Annotated in this window: 14 protein-coding genes and 1 other annotated feature; of the genes, 5 read left to right on the top strand and 9 right to left on the bottom strand. The window is 52.3% G+C overall.

Annotation, left to right across the window (positions count from 1 at the left end):
• Positions 1 to 179 precede the first annotated feature (179 nt).
• From adk to GW579_RS12480, 7 genes are all read right to left on the bottom strand, one after another.
• Positions 180 to 824 (bottom strand): adenylate kinase, encoded by a 645-nt coding sequence (gene adk, locus GW579_RS12510; protein ID WP_165059328.1) that lies wholly within the window; start codon positions 822 to 824, stop codon positions 180 to 182.
• A gap of 181 nt (positions 825 to 1,005) precedes the next feature.
• The gene (gene htpG, locus GW579_RS12505) at positions 1,006 to 2,871 is read right to left on the bottom strand and encodes a molecular chaperone HtpG (RefSeq protein ID WP_165059721.1); all 1,866 of its coding nucleotides are present in this window, start codon (positions 2,869 to 2,871) and stop codon (positions 1,006 to 1,008) included.
• 169 nt (positions 2,872 to 3,040) lie between these two features.
• Positions 3,041 to 3,646 (bottom strand): recombination mediator RecR, encoded by a 606-nt coding sequence (recR, locus tag GW579_RS12500; protein ID WP_095924987.1) that lies wholly within the window; start codon positions 3,644 to 3,646, stop codon positions 3,041 to 3,043.
• Positions 3,646 to 3,975: a YbaB/EbfC family nucleoid-associated protein gene (locus GW579_RS12495; protein ID WP_013576599.1), complete on the bottom strand. Its 330-nt coding sequence runs from the start codon at positions 3,973 to 3,975 to the stop codon at positions 3,646 to 3,648. The genes recR and GW579_RS12495 overlap by 1 nt, the downstream gene beginning before the upstream one ends.
• A gap of 41 nt (positions 3,976 to 4,016) precedes the next feature.
• Positions 4,017 to 5,981 (bottom strand): DNA polymerase III subunit gamma/tau, encoded by a 1,965-nt coding sequence (gene dnaX / locus GW579_RS12490; RefSeq protein ID WP_165059326.1) that lies wholly within the window; start codon positions 5,979 to 5,981, stop codon positions 4,017 to 4,019.
• Positions 4,620 to 4,684 (bottom strand) — a sequence feature (DnaX frameshifting element). (Overlaps the previous gene by 65 nt.)
• Before the next feature lie 75 nt (positions 5,982 to 6,056).
• Positions 6,057 to 6,608 (bottom strand): adenine phosphoribosyltransferase, encoded by a 552-nt coding sequence (apt, locus tag GW579_RS12485; protein WP_165059324.1) that lies wholly within the window; start codon positions 6,606 to 6,608, stop codon positions 6,057 to 6,059.
• 184 nt (positions 6,609 to 6,792) lie between these two features.
• Positions 6,793 to 7,161 (bottom strand): DUF454 family protein, encoded by a 369-nt coding sequence (locus GW579_RS12480; protein WP_152327898.1) that lies wholly within the window; start codon positions 7,159 to 7,161, stop codon positions 6,793 to 6,795.
• A 135-nt stretch (positions 7,162 to 7,296) separates the two neighbouring features.
• Between GW579_RS12480 and priC the strand changes: the two genes are divergently transcribed.
• Positions 7,297 to 7,833 carry a primosomal replication protein PriC gene (gene priC, locus GW579_RS12475; protein WP_152327897.1) on the top strand — a complete coding sequence of 179 codons (537 nt, stop codon included), beginning with the start codon at positions 7,297 to 7,299 and terminating at the stop codon, positions 7,831 to 7,833.
• A gap of 95 nt (positions 7,834 to 7,928) precedes the next feature.
• The gene (gene rsmS / locus GW579_RS12470; RefSeq protein ID WP_101075801.1) at positions 7,929 to 8,102 is read left to right on the top strand and encodes a pleiotropic regulatory protein RsmS; all 174 of its coding nucleotides are present in this window, start codon (positions 7,929 to 7,931) and stop codon (positions 8,100 to 8,102) included.
• A 64-nt stretch (positions 8,103 to 8,166) separates the two neighbouring features.
• Here rsmS and mscK read toward each other — a convergent pair whose 3' ends face one another.
• Both mscK and acrR read right to left on the bottom strand, forming a co-directional pair.
• A complete protein-coding gene (gene mscK / locus GW579_RS12465) occupies positions 8,167 to 11,550 on the bottom strand; it encodes a mechanosensitive channel MscK (RefSeq protein WP_420821542.1) in 3,384 nt (1,127 codons plus the stop codon).
• Between the two features lie 180 nt (positions 11,551 to 11,730).
• A complete protein-coding gene (gene acrR, locus GW579_RS12460; RefSeq protein WP_165059719.1) occupies positions 11,731 to 12,378 on the bottom strand; it encodes a multidrug efflux transporter transcriptional repressor AcrR in 648 nt (215 codons plus the stop codon).
• A 141-nt stretch (positions 12,379 to 12,519) separates the two neighbouring features.
• On the opposite strand from acrR, the gene GW579_RS12455 reads away from it, so the two are divergent.
• The 3 genes from GW579_RS12455 (at position 12,520) to GW579_RS12445 (ending at position 17,238) form a co-directional block, all read left to right on the top strand.
• Complete coding sequence (locus GW579_RS12455) at positions 12,520 to 13,695, top strand: efflux RND transporter periplasmic adaptor subunit (protein WP_152327894.1); 1,176 nt, start codon at positions 12,520 to 12,522, stop codon at positions 13,693 to 13,695.
• A 16-nt stretch (positions 13,696 to 13,711) separates the two neighbouring features.
• Positions 13,712 to 16,864, top strand: a complete 3,153-nt coding sequence (gene acrB, locus GW579_RS12450) for a multidrug efflux RND transporter permease subunit AcrB (protein ID WP_152327893.1) — start codon at positions 13,712 to 13,714, stop codon at positions 16,862 to 16,864.
• A gap of 119 nt (positions 16,865 to 16,983) precedes the next feature.
• Positions 16,984 to 17,238, top strand: a complete 255-nt coding sequence (locus tag GW579_RS12445) for a type B 50S ribosomal protein L31 (RefSeq protein WP_101075513.1) — start codon at positions 16,984 to 16,986, stop codon at positions 17,236 to 17,238.
• Positions 17,239 to 17,258 lie beyond the last annotated feature (20 nt).

The following is a 17,258-nucleotide window of genomic DNA, read 5'->3' as shown; positions in this document are numbered from 1 at the left end:
CGCCGTTTAACTGAGACATGGCAAAGTGGCGCACGTCATTGTAACGAAAACAAAGACAATCGGAACAACGGCAATAGCTATCAATGCGAATTGTTATTAATTACCCGTCATACTTCGGGTTGCAGAAAAACAAACGGGGCGACCGAAGTCACCCCGTGATAGTGCAGAACTTGTGAGAATTAGCCTAAAATTTTAGCCAGTTCATCACGTACTGCGGAAACCTGCTGTGTACCGTCGATTTTGACGTATTTGGTGTTACCCGCAGCGGCTTCTTTGCTGTAGTAGGAAATCAGCGGCTCAGTCAGCTCATGGTATTCCACCAGACGTTTACGCACGGTTTCTTCCTGATCGTCTTTACGGGTGATCAGTTCTTCGCCAGTGACATCGTCTTTGCCTTCAACTTTCGGCGGGTTGTACTGGATGTGATACACGCGGCCAGAGCCCGGGTGTACACGACGGCCAACGATACGGTCAACGATCAGTTCGTCCGGCACATCGAATTCCAGCACGTAATCCACGCTGATGCCTGCGTCTTTCATGGCGTCAGCCTGCGGGATCGTGCGCGGGAAACCGTCTAACAGGAAACCGTTGCGGCAATCTTCCTGCTGAATACGTTCTTTCACCAGTGCGATAACCAGTTCATCGGTCACCAGTTTACCGGCATCCATAATCTCTTTTGCTTTCTTGCCGAGCTCACTTCCGGCCTTCACAGCGGCGCGCAACATATCACCGGTAGAAATCTGAGGAATACCAAATTTCTCCATGATGAATTGAGCCTGAGTACCCTTACCTGCGCCCGGAGCGCCCAGCAGAATGATACGCATTGCGTAAATCCCCTTGCATGTAATTATTATGAATCTCGAAAACCGGTCAACCATACCATTCTGAGCACTTTTGCTCAAGGAACAACCCCTGCGGGCACCGGGTTAACGCAACGGAAAACACAGCGGCCATAAAAAAAGGGCCTCGTTTTCACGATGCCCTTTTCAGTGTTATTTCAGCCAATTATGCCTGCAAAAGCGTATTCATGCGGCGGATAAACAGGTTTGGATCTTCCAGCGTACCGCGCTCAGCAAACAGCGCCTGATCGAGCAGCAGTTCGATCCACTCGCTGAACTGGTCTTCGTCAGCCACATCAGACGCGCGTTTCACCAGCGCGTGTTCCGGGTTCAGCTCGAAGATGTATTTCACTTCCGGCGCGTCCTGACCGGCAGCGGCGAACAGTTTTGCCATCTGCGTGGTCATTTCATCGGCACCGGTGGTGACGATAGCTGGCGTGTCGGTCAGACGGTGCGTCAGACGCACTTCTTTCACGCGATCGCCCAGCAGCGTTTTCACACGTTCAACGAACGGCTCCAGCGCTTTCTCAGCTTCTTTCTGCTCTTCGCTTTCGTCAGCCAGTTTGTCGAGCGTGTCGTCGGCTTTGCTGACGGACTGGAAGGTTTTGCCATCGAACTCAGTCAGATAGCTCATCATCCATTCGTCGATGCGGTCAGACAGCAGCAGAACTTCAATGCCTTTTTTGCGGAACAGTTCCAGGTGCGGGCTGCTCTTAGCGGCGGCATAGCTGTCAGCGGTGATGTAATAAATCTTGTCCTGACCTTCCACCATGTTCGCCACATACTCTTCCAGCGACAGTGTTTGCGCGCTGTTGTCATTGCGGGTGCTGGCGAAACGCAACAGTTTGGCGATCGCTTCTTTGTTCGCGCCGTCTTCTGCCGGGCCTTCTTTCAATACCAGACCAAACTGTTTCCAGAATTGCAGGTATTTTTCGTTGTCGTCTTTGGCCAGTTTTTCCAGCATTTGCAGAACACGCTTGGTCAACGCGCTGCGCAGGTTCTGGGTAATACGGCTGTCCTGAAGGATTTCACGCGAAACGTTCAGCGGCAGATCGTTGGAATCTATCAGGCCCCGCACGAAACGCAGGTAGTTCGGCATGAACTGCTCGGCTTCGTCCATGATGAACACGCGCTGAACATAGAGTTTCAGGCCGTGTTTGTGATCACGGTTCCACATGTCCCACGGTGCCTGCGAAGGGATGTACAACAGGCTGGTGTATTCCTGTTTACCTTCAACGCGGTTATGGCTCCAGCTCAGCGGATCGCTGAAGTCATGGGAAATGTGTTTGTAGAATTCTTTATATTCTTCATCGGTGACTTCGGCTTTACCACGGGTCCACAAAGCCTGCGCTTTGTTGATTTGCTCCCAGGTCACGGTGCCGTCTTCTTCGTTGCGGGTTTCGACTTCAACCGGCAGCGCAATGTGGTCGGAATATTTGCTGATGATGGAGCGCACGCGCCAGTCATCCAGGAACTCGTCCTGATCTTCACGCAGGTGCAGGGTAATTTCGGTCCCGCGATCGGCTTTTTCGATGTCTGCCAGGGTGTACTCGCCTTCACCGGCGGATTCCCAGAACACGCCTTCATCAGCGCTGGCGCCCGCCGCACGGGTACGCACGGTCACTTTGTCTGCCACGATGAAGGCAGAGTAGAAGCCCACACCAAACTGGCCGATCAGCTGGCTGTCTTTAGCCTGTTCTGAACCGACAGATTGCAGGAAAGCCTTGGTGCCGGATTTCGCGATAGTCCCGAGGTTGTCGATGACTTCATCGCGGGTCATCCCGATGCCGTTATCGCTCAGCGTCAGGGTGCGTTTTTCTTTATCAAACGCCAGACGCACATGCAGCTCGCCGTCGCCTTCATACAGTTCAGGCGTAGACAGCGCACGGAAGCGCAGTTTGTCAGCGGCATCGGAAGCGTTAGAGATTAACTCGCGCAGGAAAATTTCTTTGTTTGAATACAGAGAATGGATCATCAGATGAAGCAGTTGTTTTACTTCAGACTGGAACCCGCGTGTCTCTTGTCCTTTCATACTCATCAAATTACCTCAATCCAGATACTGTTAGTGACCAAATCAGACGTTGAGGAGTAAGTGGGGTTATGGACCGGGGTTTTCAAGCATAAGGGAAAATTTTTAAGAAGAAATGCAGAGGGATAGCAGAAATTAAGCCGGGGCAGCAAGGTGCGCCCGGCGATAATAGTCAGAACCGGAAGGGATTGCGTCCGGCGAGGGAATGCGACAGCGTGGTGCCGTCAACCATATCCAGTTCGCCGCCGACCGGCACACCGTGCGCGATACGGCTCGCCAGCACGCCATACTGGCCGCACATTTCTGCGATGTAGTTAGCGGTCGCTTCACCTTCAACCGTCGGGTTAGTCGCCAGAATCACTTCCTGAATGTTTTCACTCTCAAGACGCTCTTCCAGACGGCCTAAACCAATATCGTCCGGCCCGATGCCATCCAGCGGTGACAGGTGGCCCATCAGCACAAAATAGCGACCGGAAAACTGACCGGTTTGTTCTATCGCGTGAATGTCCGCCGGGCTTTCGACCACGCAAATCTGGCCGTTCTCTTTACGCCGTGGATTGGCGCAAATCGTACAGATTTCCTGCTCGGTAAAAGTACGGCAATCGGCACAGTGACCGATTTCAGACATGGCGCGCGTTAAAGACTGCGCCAGCCGCATTCCGCCGCTGCGATCACGTTGCAGCAGCTGGAATGCCATACGCTGCGCTGACTTCGGGCCAACGCCCGGCAGGCAACGCAACGCCTCCATTAAAGATTCAAGGAGAGGGCTGGTTTGCATCAGAATGGCATCTTAAAGCCTGGTGGCAATTGCATGCCGCCAGACACCGCTGCCATTTTTTCTTTCTGAGTTTCGTCGATACGACGGGCCGCATCGTTGAATGCCGCAGCGATCAGATCTTCCAGCATGTCTTTATCGTCTTCCAGCAGGCTTGGATCGATTTCAACGCGACGCACGTTGTGCGCACCGTTGATGGTGATTTTCACCAGGCCAGCGCCTGATTCACCGGTGACTTCCAGCTGAGCGATTTCCGCCTGAGCTTGTTGCATTTTTTCCTGCATTTGCTGGGCCTGTTTCATCAGGTTACCAATGCCGCCTTTTCCAAACATAGTCTTCTCTCTCAGCAATGGCCGCGTCACAACCGCGGCGTTTAAATAGGGCGAATACTTTCTTCATCCAGCTCTGCATCGAAGAAACGACGCAAAGTCTGAATGTTGTTATCCGCAATAATAGACTGACGCGCCTGCGCCAGCTTTTCTTCATAAATGGCCTGACGCCATTCCAGCGGCGTTTTCACCGCCAGATTATCATCTTCCACTACGGTCAGTTCAACCGGAGTCTGATGCAGTGCCGATAAGGCATCCGACAGTACTTTCTGCGCCGACGGTGAATTCAGGTGCTTTTGCGATGAACGCAGATGCAGGCAAATTTTGCCCGGCTCGGGTTGCTCACAAAATGCATTCAGTGCCAGCTGTTGTACCAGTTTTGGCATTGGCATCTGGCTAATCTGAGCGGCCCATGCGTCACGTTCAATAGCTTCTTCGGCGAGACGCGAAGCCAGTTCCGGCGATTTTTCATGTTCCAGCGCGGCACGTAATGCTTTTGGCGTGGCGACCGGTTCCGGCGCTTCTTCCGGTTCGTTCTGCGCAACCCAGCGGTACGCCTCTTCTTTTACCGGCGCAGCGGGTTCTTTCTTCACGCTGGCCATTGTCTGCGCACGTTCAGTCACCGAAGCGAGGCGCTCCAGTGCTGAATTTGCCGGCCGCGCTTTTCCTGGCGCTGCCGGCTCAGCTTTTTTTGGGGTGGTACTCCCCTGCCTGAGCAACTGAGTTCGCGCCTGCAAAAGCTGGGCGGTGGTGTCCGGCATCTGCGCCGGTTCCGCATTGCCCTGCGACGGCGGTGACGAATAATTCTGTGGAGCTTGCGGAGCCTGAGGCGCGTTGTACGGCGCGGCGGACTGCGCCGGTGCCTGTGGTGGAACGTACGCAGGAGCCGCCACCGGCACCGGCGCCGGTTCTGCAATAATCACTTTCGGATGGAAGGCCAGCGCGCGCAGCAACGTCATTTCAACGCCCATGCGTTTGTCCGGCGCATACGCCAGCTCTTTGCGGCCAATCAGTAATGTCTGGTAGTAAAGCTGGACGTCGGCTGGTGGAATCACCCGCGCCAGCTCACGCAAACGTTGTTCGATCGCGGCGTAATGGTTGTCGAGGACGGAAGGTAACAGCTGAACCATCGCAATGCGGTGCAGTAATGCCAGCGTTTCCACCAGCAGATTTTCCCAGTCCACGCCACGCGATGCGGCCTGTTCCACCTGCGCCATCATCTGGCCGCCGTCCGCACTGACCAGCGCTTCAAGCATGGCCAGCGGTTGTTCGTCGTCAAGCGTACCGAGCATCTGCGCTACGGTTTCTGTCGTCACCGCGCCCTGCCCCATGGCGATGGCCTGGTCGGTAAGGCTCAGCGCATCACGCATACTGCCGTCCGCCGCGCGAGAAAGCAGTTGAAGCGCACGCGGTTCAGTCGTGATCGTTTCTTCAGTTAAAACGTGTTCGAGCTGTTTGCGGATCTGTTCAGCGTCCAGCGCCTTCAGATGGAACTGCAAACAACGCGATAAAATAGTGACCGGTAATTTTTGCGGATCGGTGGTCGCCAGCAGGAATTTCACGTGCTCCGGCGGCTCTTCGAGCGTCTTCAACAGCGCATTAAAGCTGTGGCGCGAGAGCATGTGGACTTCGTCAATCAGGTAAACTTTGAAGCGGCCACGGGCCGGTGCGTATTGCACGTTATCCAGCAATTCGCGGGTATCTTCAACTTTGGTGCGGGAAGCGGCGTCGATTTCGATCAGGTCAACAAAACGGCCCTGCTCGATTTCGCGGCAGTTTTCACAAACGCCACAAGGTGTGGACGTGATGCCCGTTTCGCAGTTAAGCCCTTTCGCCAGCAAGCGGGCAATAGTGGTTTTCCCCACGCCGCGGGTACCGGAAAACAGGTAAGCGTGATGGATGCGCCCGAGCGACAGGCCATTAGCCAGTGCGGTCAGCACATGTTCCTGTCCGACGACGTCGGCAAAAGTTTGGGGGCGCCACTTACGGGCAAGAACCTGATAGCTCATTAATACCGGGAAAGTCAGGGGATCATGAAGGCAATGCTATCACAGCCTCGCCTGAGCAGGCGAGGCTTGTCTGGATCAATGCCCGTCGAAAGAAACCAGGCTGTAGCAGTTGATGCTTAAATCGTTGAGGCGTTTTTCACCGCCGAGTTCCGGCAGGTTGATGATGAACGCGGCGTCGGTTACTTCCCCACCCAGACGGCGGATCAGTTTCGCGGTGGCTTCAATCGTGCCACCTGTTGCCAGCAAATCGTCGATCACCAGAATTTTTTCGCCAGGCTGAATAGCATCAACGTGGATTTCAAGGCTGTCAGTACCGTATTCAAGATCATACGTTTCGCTGATAGTTTTACGCGGTAATTTACCTGGCTTGCGAACGGGGACAAAACCCACGCCCAGAACCAGGGCAACCGGTGCGCCAAACAGGAAACCCCGTGCTTCGGTGCCGACCACTTTGGTCACACCGGCGTCGCGGTAACGATCGGCCAGTAACTGAATGCTTGCAGCATAAGCTTTCGGGTCTTCCAGCAAGCTGGTGACGTCACGGAACAGTATGCCTAGCTTAGGATAGTCAGGGATGGTCTTAATACTGTCTTTAATAAACTGTAGCTGCTGTGCGGTAGCGGTCATAATGTTAATTGCCTGATAAAGCTGCTGTTCATACTTAAACGCGGGCGGTCAAATGTCCCCCGTCACGCTCATATAAAGCATGCCGTTTAAGGAAGGAAATTGGGAGCGCACCGACGTACGAGATGCCCAAATCTATGCAAAGCTGCTTTAAAAAGCAACCCGCAGCCGGACATGATCACCTTTTTTATTGCTCAAGGTCAACCACTGGTAATCGCCACATCATGATAAGCAACATAAACATCATGCAGACCAATAAAATACGCACCCATAATAGCGGGACAAAATAAATCGAAATGGCGAAAGTCACTGCGATCAGGATCACTGCTTTGGGTTTTGCCCCTTTTGGCAACGCACGATGTTGCTGCCAGTGGCGTAGGTAACCGCCAAACCATGAACGATAGAGTAACCACTGGTGGAAACGTGGCGATGATCGGGCGAAACACCAGGCGGCGAGCAGCAAAAAAGGCGTCGTTGGTAGCAACGGCAAGACGACACCCAGTGTGGCCAGCACGACACATACCCAGCCACCGATAATCAACAGAACACGTTTCATGGAGAGGTTAAGGTTTTAGAATGAGGAAAGATGTGTCCCAGTGTAAACAAGTGTGAGATTGCTGTCATATCCGGGTGAGACTTGTATCGCCGGGGGTTACAGGTAAGCTAGGCGCGTCATCCAAGGAGAGTCGCCGTGAGCACAGAACGAATTTTACATGTCCTTGATCAGCAGATAGAAACGCTGGCGCGGGAAATTGAGCCGATTGGCCACGTTTCGGCTTCTCAGGCGCGCTTTGATGTCGCCCTGTTTTCAACCAAAGGCACCCGTCTGCGGGATTATCTGGCTGAAATAAAAATCAATTTGCAGCAACTGAATCAGGAAGTTGTCGAAAAGCGTTCAGCGCAGGTGGCTTTTATTGCCGAACGACTGGTGGCGCAAATTACCGCCATGCAGCGCGAACTGGCGACGCAAACATTGCGGAAAACGCACCAGACGCCGGAACGCAAAAGCCATGATAACTATACGCGACTGGCGGAAACTCAGCAGTTTGAGCGCCGTCTGGTGGCAATGATTGAAGACCGGGAAACGACGCTCGGGCAACTGGCTACTTTCGCCGATCAGCAGCGGGTACAGAAAGAACTGGCTGCACTGGAAGGCCGTCTGATGCGTTGTCGTCAGGCGCTGGCTAAAATTGAGAGACAAATCGAGCGTCAGGAAAAAGGTTTTTGAATCTTTATCACATTTTTTGAATCCGGCATTCAGAGCCCGCCTTTTCTTATCTATAATGATAAGTCCAAAACCTGCTTCTAATAATGTTGGCTAATATGTCAGTAGAAAATGCGCCCCCCGAACTTCAGCTTGCTGTCGATCTGATTTACCTGCTTGAGTGCAATGAAATTGCGCCCGAGACGGCTCTTGCAGCACTGGAAATCGTTCAGCGTGATTATCAGGAAAAGCTGAAAAACAGCAAAAACACGCTTTCTATCAGTTATCTCTAAGCCGTCCGCCCGGCTGCCTGTTTCAGGGGAATCCGTCGCTTTCCCCTGAATTGTCCGGCGGTAATCAGCTCTGCGGCAGCGCGTCCGGTTCATCTCCCGGTTGTCTCAGCGACCGCTTCAGTTCCTGCACTTCATTCCCGTCCTGGTTATGCAAATACACTTCCAACTGATTGAAGGCGATATTGATGTCGTTTTCGCGGCAAAGTTTATCAATGCTGCGGTTAAGCTCATCGACGGTATAACTGCGATCCCCCAGTTCACGGACATAAACCCGCAGTTCGTGATCCAGCGTGCTGGCACCGAAATTCAGGAAAAACACCAGCGGCGAAGGATCACTCATCACGCGCGGATTCTCATGCGCCGCTTGCAATAAGATCTCTTTCACTTTGTCGAGATCGGATCCGTAGGCCACACCGATTTTGATCAGCACGCGGGTCACGGTGTCGCTCAGCGACCAGTTGATCAGCCGCTCAGTAACGAATGCTTTGTTCGGGATGATCACTTCTTTGCGGTCAAAGTCGATAATCGTCGTCGCGCGGATACGGATGCGGCTGACCGTGCCCGAGAACGTACCGATAGTGACGGTATCGCCAATACGCACCGGGCGTTCAAACAATATGATCAGACCCGATACGAAGTTGGCGAAAATCTCCTGCAAACCAAAGCCCAGCCCGACCGACAGTGCTGCCACCAGCCACTGCAATTTATCCCAGGAAACGCCGAGCGATCCGAGTGCGGTTATCGCGCCAATCACCGTAATCGAATAAGTCAGGATCGTGGTGATGGCGTACGACGTCCCCTGCCGCAGTTGGAGGCGCGAAAGCACCACAACTTCCAGCAATCCCGGCAAGTTGCGCGTTAAAACATACGCCACTATCACCGCCAGGAATCCAAGCAATAAATTCCCCAGTGTGACCGTTTGTTGCGTCACGGTTCCGGCCACTGTGCCGGAGTAATGCCACAGAGAAATGCTGTCGAGATAGGAAATCACCGTCAGTAAATCAGACCAAATCCAGTAAAACACGGTGGCAAAGATGAAGAACAACACCATGGTGGTCAGCCGCAAAGACTGCTGGTTAATCTGATCCAAGCCCAGCGGCGGCTCTTCTTCTACCGGTTCACTCCCTTCCGCGCCCTCTTTCGCAGCGGCAGTCTGTCGCCTTGCCAGCGCACGGCGATAAGCCAGCCGTCGCGCCGCCACACTCAGTCCTCGCAGCGCGGTGAGATACATGATGTTCCAGAAAATCAGCAGATAAAGGCTGTCAATCCAGCGACCTGCAAGACGTAGTGTGGTGTAGAAGTAGCCGGTGACGACCAGCCCTGTCAGGAAAACCGGTGCCAGCGCAATAGCCGTGACCATCACGAGACGAATGCTGTGAGAATCTTTTTCACGCCAGCCGTCGCGGGCAATCGGGAAGACCAGCACGCTCAGCGCCAGTAAGGTCAGGAATATCACTATCTGCCCGATGATGTCGTCCACCAGCCCCAGCGGCGCTTTTTCACCACGTACCGACCAGAAGATCAGCGGCAACATTACCAGGCTCAGGCGGATCACCGAACGCCGGTAATGTGCGCATGTGGCAACCGGCGTATTAAAGTGACGTTCATTAATGCCGCCAGGTTTGAGCATCCGGTAGCAAAAGCCCATCACAAACTGGAAGACGGCCAGCCGCTGCGCCAGCGTCCATAAAAAATCACTCGAATCAATATCGCATTGTGAAAGCCAGTAGCCGATGCCCAGCGTCAGAAACACACCCGGCAGCACGTTGAGCGCCAGAAGAATCAGCGCCTGCGGCGTGTGCAGCTGGCTGTCACGTTTGAGTTGCCCGACATCATTACTCAGAGATTCGATGCGCTGGTTGATATATTTCCGGCGCCAGAGTAAAAGCAGAATGACCAGTAAAATCGGGATCGTGGCGGGCAATGAATGCAGCGCGCCCATCATCAGCTCGCCGCGCGGGAAATTAAAACTCAGACTGCTCAGCTGGTTTTTCACATCGTCAGGCAGCGACTTTATGAATTCCCAGTTCATCGGTTTGTTGCTGCTCACCCAGAAAATCTGCTGCGTCAGCGTTTCGGTCAGCGACTGGTTAATACTTATCAGTTGCTGCTGGTTAATCTGCAAATTGATTGCCAGAGAAAGCTGATTGCCGAGCTGTTTATTCAGTTGATCGAGCAGTTCACGGCGCATGTCCACAATTTGATCGAGCGCGTCGCTGATATCTTCGTTAATGTTTTCTTTGCTGGTGGCGACGACGCCCTGAATGTAACTGTCGCCCTGGAATAACGCGTCACGCTGCTGGTTAATGGTGAACTGTTCAAGGCGTAAATCGGCAATGTGCGCACTCATGTCAGTGATCAGGCCGGACGGCGGAATAGTATTTTGCTGTTGCTGATACAGGATCCGCGAAAGCAATAAGCTGCCTTTCAGTACGGTAATTTGCTCTTTAAGATCATGCTCGGCCTGCGCAGAACGGTCGAGCCAGTTTTTTACCGTGATATTTTTCTGAACCAGCTGGTTGCCCTCTTCCGTGGCGGCAATCAGACGTTCGCTGAGCTTGCGGTTAATTCCCAACTCCTGCGCCACCAGCGGGTCGTTCTGAATGTTCGAGGTATCGTCCGGCGTCTGGGCTTCTTTCGCCGTCCGCTCGGACAAAATCAGTCGCTTGCCATTTACCACTTCCTGCAATAACTGCGCGGTATGTTCGAGCTGGTTAATGTGCGCGTTGGTGTAGTCACGTTGCTTTTGGAGTAAATCCTGCAACGTGGTGTTGGCCTCGAGACTTTTGCGCTGTAAATCAATCTGCGCGCTGAGCAGCGCCTGCTGCGTCACCAGCATCGTTTGTTGTGTATTGCGAAGGTCCTGTTGCCCCGGCGACATTCCGTTGAGCTGATTACGGATTTTCTGAATCGCCAGAGAATAGCTGTACATCGCGTTCTGCACGCGTTCGGGCTGGGTTTGCAGCGAAATCAGCTGGGTGTTGAACGTCGACAAATCTTCCTGAGAGGACTGGAGATCGTCGAGCGTATCATTGAGGCGATTCTCCAGCTGACGCAGCGACAACGCGGAAAGCTGCGCTTTATCCACGTCATCTTTGGTGCTGTTCTTTAACTGATCAAGCCCGTCCATCGCAACACGCAGTTTCTGCGGCGCTTCGGCAACCTGCTGATGAAGCTGAGTGACATCCTGTTTAACCCGATCTAACGCATCCAGATATTCCAGCGTGTGAATCAAATCCTGCTGCGACAATTTATCTACCGGCGTCAGGTTCTTCTGCCGGTTTAACGCATCCAGCTGATTTTGGACTTCATTGCGGGTCGGAATATCGTTGCTGGCGGCATGACCGGGAAGGGAAAATATCAATATTGAGAGATAAATCACGAGCGTGAAAACGCGCCAAATCCCATTTTTTTTCAGGACAGAAACGTTGTCTGAAGGAACGGCCATACACCGGATAAACATACGTCAGCTTCAACTCATTTGCCGAATGAATAATATAAGGATGACAATAGCAGCGTTCGACTTTAAAGGAAGGAGAAAAGCGTTTCTGAATACAACATCAGAAAGTGAAATTTTTGGGCTGAGGTGTCAATAAAGATTGCAGACTTATTAATTGCGAGAAAACGATTACACGGTTTTGGTCGGGAGAACCAGGAAAGAGGAGTGGCGCAGCATGTCGAGATAAGTGTCCACAAACCGCTCAGCATTACTTTGTAAATCAAAGCTTTCGGGGATAAATAACCAGTTTTCCATCAGCCCGGTCAGGTAAGCCCGCAAAATAACGGCGGCCTGACGGGTATCCAGTGTGGCAGGTAATTGTTTTTCTTTAATACATCTCTCAAGAATACGTTCAATTTTACCGTATCCTTCCATATAGAGGGATTTTCTGGCTTCATGAACGGACGTCATCTCCCCAACAAATTCACATTTATGGAATATAATTTCCATCAATGCTTTACGCTGAGGATCAGTGACCGTGGCGACCAGAATGTAAATCAGGATTTCACGCAAAATACGCAGTGGATTATTCGGAAACTTTGTCTGATACTCTAGTTCGAGTACTTTAATCTGGGACTCATAGGCCTCCCAAATCGCGTTAAACAGTTCCACTTTGTTCCTGAAATGCCAATAAATTGCGCCCCGTGTCACACCGGCTGCATTCGCAATATCAGTCAGTGATGTCGACGATACCCCTCGGGCAGAAAACTCACGCACAGCCGCATCCAGTATGTGTTGCCTGGTCTCCAGCGCCTGTGATTTGGTTTTTCGTGCCATAGGATTATCATTCAGGGGAGTTTGATTTACATACATTCTTGAATGTATGTAACATAGCATGCACATACTAAGAGCGCAGCAATGGATTTTAAGTCTTGTGATCCATTGGACAATTTGAAATCGGACACTTGAGGTTTATTTATGAACAAAAACAGAGGGTTAACGCCTCTGGCGGTAGTTCTGATGCTATCCGGAAGTTTAGCACTTACAGGATGTAACGATAAAGACGCCCAAAAAGGTGCGCCGCAAGCCCCTCAGGTAGGCGTCGTTACACTGAAAACAGAACCGCTTAATGTGACTACCGAACTTCCTGGCCGTACTGCTTCTTTCCGTATTGCTGAAGTACGTCCGCAGGTTGGCGGCATTATTCTGAAACGAAACTTCGTTGAAGGCAGCGAAATTAAAGCCGGGACCTCTTTATATCAAATTGATCCAGCCACTTATCAGGCCGCGTATGACAGCGCTAAAGGCGATCTGGTAAAAGCGCAGGCTAATGCGCAAATTTCTCGTCTTACCGTGACCCGTTACAAACCTCTGCTCGGCACTAACTACATCAGTAAGCAAGATTACGATACTGCTGTAGCGACCGCAGCGCAGGCCGATGCGGCTGTTGTGACAGCCAAAGCGGCTGTTGAAACGGCGCGTATCAATCTGGCTTACACCAAAGTGACCTCCCCTATCAGCGGACGTATTGGTATTTCCTCTGTGACCGAAGGCGCGCTGGTCTCTACCGGCCAGACAACCGCAATGGCGACCGTGCAGCAACTGGATCCTATCTATGTTGACGTGACCCAGTCGAGCAATGACTTCCTGCGTCTGAAACAAGAACTGGCTGATGGTTCCCTGAAACAGGTGGACGGTAAAGCACAGGTCAAGCTGCTGTTGGATAACGGTAAAGAATATACGCAGGCGGGTACATTAGAATTCTCTGATGTGACGGTTGATGAAACGACGGGCTCCATTACGTTGCGTGCCATTTTCCCTAACCCACAAGGTTCGTTGCTGCCGGGCATGTTCGTGCGTGCGCGTCTTGATGAAGGGGTAAACAACAACGCTCTGCTGGTTCCTCAGCAAGGTATCACCCGTAACCCACGCGGTGATGCGACAGCGATGGTGGTAGGTGCTGACAATAAAGTTGAACTTCGCACTGTCACCACAACGCAGGCAATCGGCGACAAATGGGTCGTGACCGATGGCCTGAAAAGTGGCGATAAAGTTATCGTGACAGGTCTGCAAAAAATTAAGCCAGGCGTACCGGTTACTGCACAGGAAGTTGATCAAAACGCAGCAGCACCCGCTACAGCGACGAAGTCTTAATAGGAGCCGGTAATTCATGGCTAAGTTTTTTATAGATCGTCCCATCTTTGCATGGGTGATCGCCATCATCATCATGTTGGCGGGGGCACTGGCAATTCTTAAATTGCCTATTGCACAGTATCCAACCGTTGCGCCACCGGCTATCCAGCTGACCGCAACTTACCCGGGTGCGGATGCGCAGACGGTACAGGATACGGTCACGCAGGTTATCGAACAGAACATGAACGGTATCGACAACATGATGTACATGTCGTCGACCAGTGACTCTTCTGGTACGGTTCAGATCACCCTGACCTTTGCTTCTGGTACCGACGCGGATATCGCGCAGGTTCAGGTACAGAACAAACTGCAGTTGGCAACACCGTTGCTGCCGCAGGAAGTTCAGCAACAGGGTATTTCCGTTGAGAAATCGAGCAGCAGCTTCCTGATGGTAGCGGGCTTTATCTCCAACAACGGTACGATGACCCAGGATGACATCGCCGACTACGTCGGTTCGAACATCAAAGACCCGGTCAGCCGTACCGCCGGTGTGGGTGACGTTCAGCTGTTTGGTGCCCAGTACGCGATGCGTATCTGGATGGATCCGAACAAGCTGAATAACTTCCAGCTGACGCCGGTTGATGTCATCAACGCAATCAAAATTCAGAACAACCAGATTGCCGCAGGCCAGCTCGGTGGTACACCACCGGTTCCGGGCCAACAGCTGAACTCCTCTATCGTGGCGCAGACTCGTCTGAAGTCCGCTGATGAGTTCGGTAAAATCATTCTGAAAGTGAATCAGGATGGCTCTCAGGTACGTTTGAAAGATGTGGCAAAAATTGAACTCGGTGGTGAAAACTACGATGTTATTGCCCGCTTCAACGGACAACCTGCTTCTGGTTTAGGGATCAAACTGGCGACCGGCGCTAACGCCCTTGATACAGCAGCATCGGTCAAGGCAACGCTGGCTAAGCTTCAGCCATTCTTCCCGGCTGGCCTGGAAGTCGTTTACCCGTACGATACAACGCCGTTCGTTAAAATCTCGATCAAGGAAGTGGGTAAAACACTGTTCGAAGCTATCGTTCTGGTGTTCCTCGTCATGTTCCTGTTCCTGCAAAACTTCCGCGCAACGCTGATCCCAACCATCGCGGTTCCGGTCGTATTGCTCGGTACGTTTGCGATTCTGGCAGCATTCGGATACTCGATAAACACCCTGACGATGTTCGGGATGGTGCTTGCGATAGGCTTGCTCGTCGATGATGCCATCGTGGTGGTAGAAAACGTCGAGCGCGTGATGGTCGAAGACGGCCTGCCGCCAAAAGAAGCCACTAAGAAATCCATGGAGCAAATCCAGGGTGCTCTGGTCGGTATCGCGATGGTGCTGTCCGCAGTATTCATCCCGATGGCCTTCTTCGGCGGTTCTACCGGTGTTATCTACCGTCAGTTCTCCATCACTATCGTTTCGGCCATGGTGTTGTCTGTTCTGGTGGCGATGATCCTGACGCCAGCGCTGTGTGCGACCATGCTTAAGCCGGTTGCCAAAGGCGAGCATCACGAGAAGAAAGGCTTCTTCGGCTGGTTTAACAAGAAATTTGAGCAAAGCACGCACCACTACACCGACAGCGTAGGCAACATTCTGCGCAGCACCGGTCGTTATCTGGTGATTTATCTGTTGATCGTTGTCGGCATGGCGTTCCTGTTTATTCGCCTGCCAACCTCCTTCCTGCCGGAAGAAGACCAGGGCGTATTCCTGACCATGGCGCAGTTGCCAGCAGGTGCGACGCAGGAACGTACGCAGAAAGTGCTCGATGAAGTCAGCAATTACTACCTGACCAAAGAAAAGGCCAACGTAAACTCCGTGTTTACCGTTAACGGCTTTGGCTTTGCAGGTCGTGGTCAGAACACCGGTATCGCGTTCGTCAGTCTGAAAGACTGGTCTGAACGTGGCGGAGCTGAGAACAAGGTTCCTGCGATTGCAGGCCGTGCAATGGGCGCTTTCAGTACCATCAAAGATGCGCTGGTGTTCCCGTTCAACTTACCGGCAATTGTTGAGTTAGGTACGGCAACAGGCTTCGACTTCCAGCTGATTGACCAGGCTAACCTTGGGCATGACAAACTGACCCAGGCACGTAACCAGTTGCTGGGCATGGTTGCTCAGCATCCTGACTTACTGACTCAGGTTCGTCCAAACGGTCTGGAAGATACACCACAGTTCAAAATCGAAATTGATCAGGAAAAAGCAACGGCTCTTGGCGTTTCAATTTCCGACATCAACACCACATTAGGTGCATCGATTGGTGGTAGCTACGTCAACGACTTCATCGACCGTGGTCGTGTGAAGAAGGTGTACGTACAAGCTGAAAACAAATATCGCATGCTGCCTTCCGATATTAATAATCTGTATGTCCGTGGCAGCGCAGGCCAGATGGTACCGTTCTCCGCGTTCTCGAGCGCGAAATGGGAATACGGTTCACCGCGTCTGGAACGTTATAATGGTCTGCCTTCGATGGAAATCCTGGGTCAGCCAGCACCGGGTAAAAGTAGTGGTGATGCGATGGCAATGATGGAGTCTCTGGCTTCTAAACTGCCAAACGGTATCGGCTTTGACTGGACTGGTTTGTCTTATCAGGAACGTCTGTCAGGTAACCAGGCTCCGGCACTGTACGCCATCTCACTGATTGTCGTCTTCCTGTGTCTGGCGGCGTTGTATGAAAGCTGGTCTATACCGTTCTCGGTTATGCTGGTAGTGCCGCTCGGTGTGGTCGGTGCGCTTCTGGCCGCGACAATGCGTGGCCTGAGCAACGACGTTTACTTCCAGGTAGGTCTGTTGACCACCATCGGGTTGTCCGCGAAGAACGCCATATTGATTGTCGAATTCGCCAAAGACCTGATGGATAAAGAAGGTAAAGGTCTCATCGAATCAACTCTGGAGGCGGTTCGTATGCGTCTGCGTCCGATTCTGATGACCTCACTGGCCTTTATCCTCGGTGTAATGCCGCTGGTTATCAGTTCCGGTGCAGGTTCCGGTTCTCAGAACGCCGTAGGTACCGGCGTAATGGGCGGGATGATCACTGCAACACTGCTGGCGATTTTCTTTGTTCCGGTCTTCTTCGTGGTGGTTCGCCGCCGCTTTGGTAAGAAGAACGAAGACATCGAACATACCCACAAAGTAGAGCATCCGACGCTGTAAGAGGATACGCTCCATAGAAAAGGCCGCATATGCGGCCTTTTTTTTCGCCTGAGTCTTGAACCGGAAAACAGATGGGTGCATACTTATTGTTATAGTATAACATAACATTTCGAGGCATTATGAAACCCGCTATACATCCTGCGTATCGCACCGTGGTTTTTCACGACACCAGCGCAGACGAATACTTCAAAGTCGGTTCAACCATTTCTACTGACCGGACCATTGAACTGGAAGGCGCAACCTATCCGTATGTGACTATCGAAGTCTCTTCAGCGTCACATCCGTATTACACCGGCAAGCAGAAAGAATATTCCAAAGAAGGCAGCACCGCGCGCTTCAATCAGCGCTTTGGCAGCTTCCTCGGTAAGAAATAAACCACTCCAGGGAAAATGAA

This window comes from Rahnella contaminans, from assembly GCF_011065485.1.
In the GTDB taxonomy this organism is placed as follows: domain Bacteria; phylum Pseudomonadota; class Gammaproteobacteria; order Enterobacterales; family Enterobacteriaceae; genus Rahnella; species Rahnella contaminans.
Note: the sequence above shows the minus strand (reverse complement) of the source record. Positions and strands in the feature narration are given on the sequence as shown.

Coding starts and splice junctions, on each gene's coding strand:
- adk (WP_165059328.1), bottom strand. CDS start 824: ATGCGTATCATTCTGCTGGGCGCTCCGGGCGCAGGTAAGGGTACTCAG.
- htpG (WP_165059721.1), bottom strand. CDS start 2,871: ATGAAAGGACAAGAGACACGCGGGTTCCAGTCTGAAGTAAAACAACTG.
- recR (WP_095924987.1), bottom strand. CDS start 3,646: ATGCAAACCAGCCCTCTCCTTGAATCTTTAATGGAGGCGTTGCGTTGC.
- GW579_RS12495 (WP_013576599.1), bottom strand. CDS start 3,975: ATGTTTGGAAAAGGCGGCATTGGTAACCTGATGAAACAGGCCCAGCAA.
- dnaX (WP_165059326.1), bottom strand. CDS start 5,981: ATGAGCTATCAGGTTCTTGCCCGTAAGTGGCGCCCCCAAACTTTTGCC.
- apt (WP_165059324.1), bottom strand. CDS start 6,608: ATGACCGCTACCGCACAGCAGCTACAGTTTATTAAAGACAGTATTAAG.
- GW579_RS12480 (WP_152327898.1), bottom strand. CDS start 7,161: ATGAAACGTGTTCTGTTGATTATCGGTGGCTGGGTATGTGTCGTGCTG.
- rsmS (WP_101075801.1), top strand. CDS start 7,929: ATGTCAGTAGAAAATGCGCCCCCCGAACTTCAGCTTGCTGTCGATCTG.
- mscK (WP_420821542.1), bottom strand. CDS start 11,550: ATGGCCGTTCCTTCAGACAACGTTTCTGTCCTGAAAAAAAATGGGATT.
- acrR (WP_165059719.1), bottom strand. CDS start 12,378: ATGGCACGAAAAACCAAATCACAGGCGCTGGAGACCAGGCAACACATA.
- GW579_RS12455 (WP_152327894.1), top strand. CDS start 12,520: ATGAACAAAAACAGAGGGTTAACGCCTCTGGCGGTAGTTCTGATGCTA.
- acrB (WP_152327893.1), top strand. CDS start 13,712: ATGGCTAAGTTTTTTATAGATCGTCCCATCTTTGCATGGGTGATCGCC.
- GW579_RS12445 (WP_101075513.1), top strand. CDS start 16,984: ATGAAACCCGCTATACATCCTGCGTATCGCACCGTGGTTTTTCACGAC.